Raw genomic sequence first — 7328 nt, 5'->3', positions numbered from 1 at the left:
GTACGGCATCAGCCCGCCGCAGGCCCACGCCTGTCACGCCGACGAGATGCCGAAGGATGTGCTCTGTCCACGCTGCGGTAGCACCCACAGCTCGCTGATTAGCGAATTCGGTTCCACAGCCTGCAAAGCGCTGTATCGCTGCGAAAGCTGCCGTGAACCCTTTGATTACTTTAAATGTATTTGAGGTCGCGATGACAACATTTCATTCGCTTACCGTGGCAAATGTTGAGCCGGAAACCCGCGATGCGGTGACCATCACCTTTGCCATTCCCGACGCGCTACGCAGCGCCTACGCCTTCCGTCCGGGCCAGCATCTGACGCTGAAAACCCGTCTTGGTGGCGAAGAGTTGCGTCGCTGCTACTCCATTTGTCGCAGTCGCTCACCGGCAGAAATCAGCGTGGCGGTGAAAGCCATCGACGGTGGCCGTTTTTCACGCTTCGCCCAGAGCGATATCCAGCAGGGCATGGAATTCGAGGTGATGGTGCCGCAGGGTCACTTTGGCTACCAGCCACAGGTCGATCGCAGCGCCCACTATCTGGCGATTGCTGCCGGTTCCGGGATCACGCCGATGATGGCGATTATCGAAGCCACGCTGGCGATGGAAAGCGACAGCCGCTTCACCCTGATTTACGGCAACCGCAGCAGCCACAGCATGATGTTCCGTCAGGCGCTGGCCGATCTGAAAGACCGCTATCCGCAGCGTTTACAGGTGATTCATCTGTTCAGCCAGGAGTCGATGGACAGCGACCTGTTACAGGGGCGCATTGACGGCGACAAACTGCGCGCGCTGTCTGAGCATCTGCTCGATTTCAGCCGCTTTGACGATGCCTTTATCTGCGGCCCGTCGGCGATGATGGACGACGCTGAAACCACGCTGCGTGCGCTGGGAATGCCGGCAAAAGCCATTCACCTTGAGCGTTTCAATACGCCGGGCACCAGCGTTAAACGCGCCACCGGCGTACAGGCAGAAGGGCGTACTGTGACGTTGCGTCAGGACGGTCGCGAGCGTCTGATTTCACTGACTGCCGATGACGAGAGCATTCTCGACGCCGCACTGCGTCAGGGGGCTGATTTGCCGTTCGCTTGCAAAGGCGGCGTCTGCGCTACCTGCAAATGCAAAGTGGTGCACGGAGAAGTGGCGATGGCCGCCAACTACAGCCTCGAAGCCGACGAACTGGCGGCGGGCTATGTGCTGAGCTGTCAGGCGCTGCCAACCAGCGGCGATGTGGTGGTCGACTTTGATGCGCGGGGGATGGCATGAGCGAACTCCTTATTACCCGTCACGACCGCGTTTTACAGCTGACGCTGAACCGTCCGCAGGCGCGTAATGCGCTGAATAACGCGTTGCTGACCCAGCTTGCCGAGGCGCTGGAAAGTGCGGCGGGGGACTCAAGCGTTAGCGTCTGCGTGATAAGCGGCAACCCGCGCTACTTTGCCGCCGGTGCCGATCTCAACGAAATGGCAGAAAAAGATTTGCCCGCCACTTTTGATGATATTCGCCCGCGCTTATGGGCGCGTATCGATGCCTTTAACAAGCCGCTGATTGCGGTGGTCAACGGCTACGCGCTGGGCGCGGGCTGCGAGCTGGCGCTGCTGTGCGACCTGGTGATTGCCGGGGATAACGCCCGCTTTGGTCTGCCGGAAATCACCCTCGGCACCATGCCGGGCGCGGGCGGCACCCAGCGTTTGATTCGCAGCGTCGGGAAAGCGCTGGCCAGCCGCATGGTACTGAGCGGTGAAAGCATTGATGCTCAGCGGGCACAGCAGGCGGGGCTGGTCAGCGATATCCACCCAGCCAACCTTTCTGACGAATACGCGCTGAAACTGGCGACGACGATTGCCCGTCACTCACCGCTGGCGCTGCGTGCCGCCAAACAGTCGTTACGTCTGGCGCAGGAAGTGAGCTTGCAGGCCGGGCTAACCCAGGAGCGCCAGCTGTTTACGCTGCTCAGCGCCACCGAAGACCGTCGCGAAGGCATCGCTGCCTTTTTAGAAAAACGCACCCCAGCCTTCAAAGGACGTTAACCGTGGACGCATTCATTCTTAGCGATATCGACCAGGGCGTGATGACCCTCACCCTGAACCGCCCGGACCGACTCAACAGCTTTAACGACGCCATGCACCAGCAGTTGTCCGAATGCCTGAAGCAGGCTGAACGCGACGAGACCATTCGCTGCCTGCTGATTACCGGTGCCGGGCGCGGTTTTTGTGCCGGACAGGATCTGAACGATCGTAACGTTGACCCAAGCGGCCCCGCACCGGATTTAGGCATGTCGGTGGAGCGTTTTTATAACCCGCTGGTGCGTCGCTTAGCCGGGCTGCCGAAGCCGGTGATTTGTGCGGTCAACGGCGTAGCGGCAGGTGCCGGTGCCACGCTGGCGCTGGGCTGCGATATCGTGCTGGCGGCGCGTTCTGCGAAATTTGTGATGGCTTTCAGCAAGCTAGGTCTGGTACCGGACTGCGGCGGTAGCTGGGTATTACCGCGCGTCACTACCCGCGCCCGCGCGATGGGGTTGATGCTGCTGGGCGACAGCTTGAGCGCAGAACAAGCCGCGCAGTGGGGCATGATCTGGCAACTGGTTGATGACGCAGAGCTGAAAGACACCAGCCTGGCGCTGGCGCGCCATCTGGCTTCCCAGCCCACCTACGGTTTAGGGCTTATCAAGAAAGCGTTGCAGCTGGCGGAAACCAACTCCCTGGATGACCAGCTTGACGTTGAGCGCGATTTCCAGCGCCTCGCCGGGCGCAGCGACGACTATCGCGAGGGCGTCAGCGCCTTCCTTGGCAAACGTCCTCCACAGTTCAGCGGGAAATAAGCCATGACGCAAACACTCCACACCGTCGCCGTGATTGGCGGTGGCACCATGGGCGCAGGCATCGTTGAAGTGGCTGCCAGCGTCGGGCATTCGGTACTGCTGTATGACATTTCCGCCGACGCGATTACTCGCGCCATCGACGGTATTGCCCAGCGTCTGGATTCCCGCGTCAGTCGCGGGAAAATCAGCGCCGAGCAAGCACAGATGCTGCTGGCTCGCATTACTCCGGCAACTGAACTGAATCAGCTTGCGGAGGCGCAACTGGTGATTGAAGCGGCGTCCGAGCGTCTGGAGATCAAACTGGCGCTGTTCAGCCAACTGGCGGAGATCTGCTCCCCGTCGACGTTGCTGACCAGCAATACCTCATCGATTTCCATTACCGCCATTGCCGCTGGCATTAAACATCCCGAGCGCGTAGCCGGGCTGCATTTCTTTAACCCGGCACCGGTGATGAAGCTGGTCGAAGTGGTCAGTGGGCTGGCGACCTCAGCCGAAGTGGTTGAGCAACTGTGCCAGTGCGTAATCACCTGGGGTAAACAGCCGGTGCGCTGCCGTTCAACGCCGGGCTTTATCGTCAACCGCGTGGCGCGTCCGTTTTACGCCGAAGCCTGGCGAGCGCTGGAAGAGCAGGTGGCGATGCCTGAGGTGATTGACGCCGCATTACGTGACGGCGGCGGGTTCCCGATGGGGCCGCTGGCGCTGACCGACCTTATCGGCCAGGACGTCAATTTTGCGGTGACCTGTTCGGTATTTAACGCCTTCTGGCAGGACCGACGTTTTCTGCCGTCGCTGCTGCAACAGGAGCTGGCCATCGCCGGGCGTCTGGGCAAGAAGAGTGGGCACGGTGTTTATCGCTGGCCTGTTGAAGCACCGCCCGAACAGGCGCTGGCTGCGGTGCCAGCGCAATGCGCCGCAAAAAACATTAAGCGTGACGTTGTCACTGAATTGGACGATGTGCTGCTGCTGGAAACCACCGGTGAAACCGCGCTGGCCTTAAGTGTGCAGCACAATCGCCCGGTGGTGGTGTACGACTACGCGGCGGGCGACACGGTAGTGCTGGCAAGTGCTGCCACCAATCAACAAGCCGCCACCGATAAAGCGGTTTATTTCTTCCAGCAGCAGGGCAAAAAGGTGCTGCACATCGCCGATTATCCCGGTCTGCTGGTGTGGCGCACGGTGGCGATGCTGGCGAACGAAGCGCTGGACGCGCTGCAAAAAGGCGTCGCCAGCGCCGAGGATATCGATACCGCCATGCGTCTGGGCGTCAACTACCCGCACGGCCCGATTGGCTGGGGTGAATCACTGGGATGGGGGCGCGTCCTGCGTCTGCTGGAGAACCTGCAACAGCATTACGGCGAAGAACGCTATCGCCCGAGTGCGCTACTGCGCGAAAAAGCGCTACTGGAGATGCGTCATGAGTAATGAAGCCTGGCGCAACGCCCGCGCCATGTACGAGAACGATACCTGCGCCAAAACGCTGGGTATCAAGATTATCAAAATGGACGAAGGCTACGCGCAGATGACCATGGCGGTGTCACCGAATATGTTGAACGGCCATCAAACCTGCCACGGCGGACAGCTGTTTTCGCTGGCAGATACCGCATTCGCCTACGCCTGCAACAGTCAGGGGCTGGCGGCGGTGGCGTCGGCTGCCAGCATTGATTTCCTGCGTCCGGCCTATGTTGGTGAGCTACTAACCGCCACTGCGTGGGTGAAGCAGCAGGGCAAGCTGACCGGCGTCTATGACATTGAAATTATCAACCAGCAGCAAAAAATCGTGGCCCTGTTTCGCGGCAAATCGCACCGCATCGGCGGCACCATTACAGGAGAAGTCTAATGCGTGACGCGTTTATTTGTGACGGCATTCGTACCCCGATTGGTCGCTACGGCGGTGCGCTGGCAGCCGTGCGTGCCGACGATCTGGCGGCCATCCCGCTGCGGGAATTACTCAACCGTAACCCCGCGCTTGACGCCAGCGCCATCGACGATGTGATCTTCGGCTGCGCCAATCAGGCCGGGGAAGATAACCGTAACGTGGCGCATATGGCGACGCTGCTGGCGGGCTATCCGCACACGGTGGCGGGCACCACCATCAACCGCCTGTGCGGTTCGGGGCTGGACGCGATTGGCTTTGCCGCTCGGGCGATTAAAGCCGGTGATGCGGATCTGTTGATTGCCGGTGGTGTGGAATCCATGTCCCGTGCGCCGTTTGTGATGGGCAAAGCCACCTCGCCGTTTCAGCGTCAGGCGGAGATGTTTGATACCACCATCGGCTGGCGTTTTGTGAACCCGCTCATGCAGCAACAATTTGGAACTGACAGCATGCCGGAAACGGCGGAGAATGTAGCTGAATTGTTAAATATCAGCCGCGAAGACCAGGACGCCTTTGCTTATCGCAGCCAGCAGCGCACGGCACAAGCTCAGCGCGATGGCATTCTGGCGCAGGAAATTGTGCCAGTGCAGATTATCGGCAAGAAGGGCGCGGTCAGCGCGGTGCGTGATGATGAACATCCGCGTGCGGAAACCACCCTCGAACAACTCTCTTCACTGAAAACCCCCTTCCGTAAAGGCGGCGTAATTACCGCCGGGAACGCCTCCGGCGTGAACGACGGTGCGGCGGCGATGATTATTGCCAGCGCAGAACAGGCTAGTGCGCAGGGGCTGACGCCGCGAGCACGCATCGTAGCGATGGCGACGGCGGGTGTGGAGCCGAAGTTTATGGGGCTGGGGCCGGTACCGGCAGTGCGTAAAGTGCTGGAGCGTGCCGGGCTGAATATTAACGATATGGATGTGATTGAGCTGAACGAAGCGTTTGCCGCTCAGGCGCTGGGCGTGATGCGTCAGCTCGGTCTGGCAGATGATGTTGAACACGTGAATCCCAACGGTGGCGCCATCGCCTTAGGCCACCCGTTGGGAATGAGCGGCGTGCGCTTAGCGCTGGCGGCAACGTTGGAACTGGAACGACGCAATGGACGCTATGCGCTGTGTACGATGTGTATTGGCGTGGGCCAGGGCATTGCCCTGATCCTCGAGCGAGTGTGAGCTAATTGACCTGCGGATACCCTACAAAATGACAACTACAACAACATTAGATCCGATTGAAACTGCATCGCGTGACGAATTACAGGCTCTGCAAACCGAACGTCTGAAGTGGACGTTAAAACACGCCTATGAAAATGTGCCGATGTATCGCCGTAAGTTCGATGCGGCGGGCGTTCATCCGGATGATTTCCGTGAGCTGAGTGACCTAAGCAAGTTTCCCTGCACCACCAAGCAGGACCTGCGTGATAACTATCCGTTCGACACCTTCGCGGTGCCGATGGAGCAGGTGGTGCGTATCCATGCGTCGTCTGGCACCACCGGCAAACCGACCGTCGTCGGCTATACGCAAAACGACATCGACACCTGGGCCAATATCGTGGCGCGCTCTCTGCGTGCGGCGGGCGGCACTGCGAAAGACAAAATCCACGTGGCCTACGGCTATGGCCTGTTTACCGGCGGCCTGGGCGCACATTACGGCGCGGAACGTTTAGGGGCCACGGTGATCCCGATGTCCGGCGGACAAACCGAGAAACAGGCGCAGCTGATTCGTGATTTCAAGCCTGACATGATCATGGTGACGCCGTCTTACTGCCTGAACCTGATTGAAGAACTCGAACGCCAGATGGGCGGCGACGCGCGCGGCTGCTCGCTGCGTACCGGCGTCTTTGGCGCCGAGCCGTGGACGGCAGGTATGCGTGCCGAAATCGAACGTCGTCTGGGGATTACCGCGCTGGATATTTACGGCCTGTCTGAAGTGATGGGGCCGGGCGTGGCGATGGAATGTATTGAAACCGGCGACGGCCCGACTATCTGGGAAGATCATTTCTTCCCGGAAGTGGTTAACCCGGAAGACGGCACGCCGCTGGCCGACGGCGAGCATGGCGAACTGCTGTTCACCACCCTGACCAAAGAAGCACTGCCGGTGATCCGCTATCGCACCCGCGACCTGACGCGCCTGCTGCCGGGCACCGCCCGCACCATGCGCCGGATGGATCGCATCAGCGGGCGCAGCGATGACATGCTGATTATTCGCGGCGTTAACGTCTTCCCATCGCAACTGGAAGAAGAGATCCTCAAGATTGAACATCTGGCGCCGCATTATCAGCTGGAAGTGGATCGTCGCGGGCATCTTGATTCACTTTCCGTGCGCGTGGAGCTAAAAGAGAGCGGTCTGGCGCTGGACCATGAGCAGCGCTGTCAGATTTGCCACCATCTGCGTCACCGTATTAAGTCGATGGTCGGTATTTCTACTGACGTGAGTATTGTGAACTGCGGCAGCATTCCACGCTCCGAAGGCAAAGCGTGCCGGGTGTTTGATTTGCGTAAAGTCGCAGCAAACGGTTAAGACGCGTAGGCCTGATAAGCGCAGCGCCATCAGGCGAAAGCGCACAGATTGCCGGATGGCGGCGTTGCCTTATCCGGCCTACCAATTCCCGCCGTTTCGCGGAATTATTCCTGTGCTATGATTC

The 7328-nt window shown here is 59.8% G+C and carries 7 protein-coding genes and 1 pseudogene; all 8 read left to right on the top strand.

The window, feature by feature from the left end:
* Positions 1-184, top strand: a pseudogene (locus tag FDW95_RS24065) (phenylacetate-CoA oxygenase subunit PaaJ); the annotation flags it as partial.
* A 7-nt stretch (positions 185-191) separates the two neighbouring features.
* The gene (gene paaE / locus FDW95_RS20825) at positions 192-1262 is read left to right on the top strand and encodes a 1,2-phenylacetyl-CoA epoxidase subunit PaaE (RefSeq protein WP_115258757.1); all 1071 of its coding nucleotides are present in this window, start codon (positions 192-194) and stop codon (positions 1260-1262) included.
* Positions 1259-2026, top strand: coding sequence for a 2,3-dehydroadipyl-CoA hydratase PaaF (gene paaF, locus FDW95_RS20820; RefSeq protein ID WP_115258756.1), 768 nt, complete (start codon positions 1259-1261; stop codon positions 2024-2026). The genes paaE and paaF overlap by 4 nt, the downstream gene beginning before the upstream one ends.
* 2 nt (positions 2027-2028) lie before the next feature.
* Positions 2029-2817 (top strand): 2-(1,2-epoxy-1,2-dihydrophenyl)acetyl-CoA isomerase PaaG, encoded by a 789-nt coding sequence (gene paaG, locus FDW95_RS20815; RefSeq protein ID WP_115258755.1) that lies wholly within the window; start codon positions 2029-2031, stop codon positions 2815-2817.
* 3 nt (positions 2818-2820) lie between these two features.
* Positions 2821-4239, top strand: coding sequence for a 3-hydroxyacyl-CoA dehydrogenase (locus FDW95_RS20810; protein WP_115258754.1), 1419 nt, complete (start codon positions 2821-2823; stop codon positions 4237-4239).
* Positions 4232-4654, top strand: coding sequence for a hydroxyphenylacetyl-CoA thioesterase PaaI (paaI, locus tag FDW95_RS20805; RefSeq protein ID WP_115258753.1), 423 nt, complete (start codon positions 4232-4234; stop codon positions 4652-4654). Before FDW95_RS20810 ends, paaI begins: the two co-directional genes overlap by 8 nt.
* On the top strand, positions 4654-5859 hold the full coding sequence (pcaF, locus tag FDW95_RS20800; RefSeq protein WP_115258752.1) for a 3-oxoadipyl-CoA thiolase: 1206 nt from the start codon (positions 4654-4656) through the stop codon (positions 5857-5859). Before paaI ends, pcaF begins: the two co-directional genes overlap by 1 nt.
* A 28-nt stretch (positions 5860-5887) precedes the next feature.
* Positions 5888-7204, top strand: a complete 1317-nt coding sequence (gene paaK / locus FDW95_RS20795) for a phenylacetate--CoA ligase PaaK (protein WP_115258751.1) — start codon at positions 5888-5890, stop codon at positions 7202-7204.
* Positions 7205-7328: the final 124 nt, after the last annotated feature.

Source organism: Citrobacter sp. wls718 (assembly GCF_005280945.1).
Taxonomy (GTDB): Bacteria; Pseudomonadota; Gammaproteobacteria; order Enterobacterales; family Enterobacteriaceae; genus Citrobacter; species Citrobacter gillenii.
The sequence above is the reverse complement of the archived record's forward strand: the minus strand, read 5'-3'. Positions and strand labels throughout refer to the sequence as shown.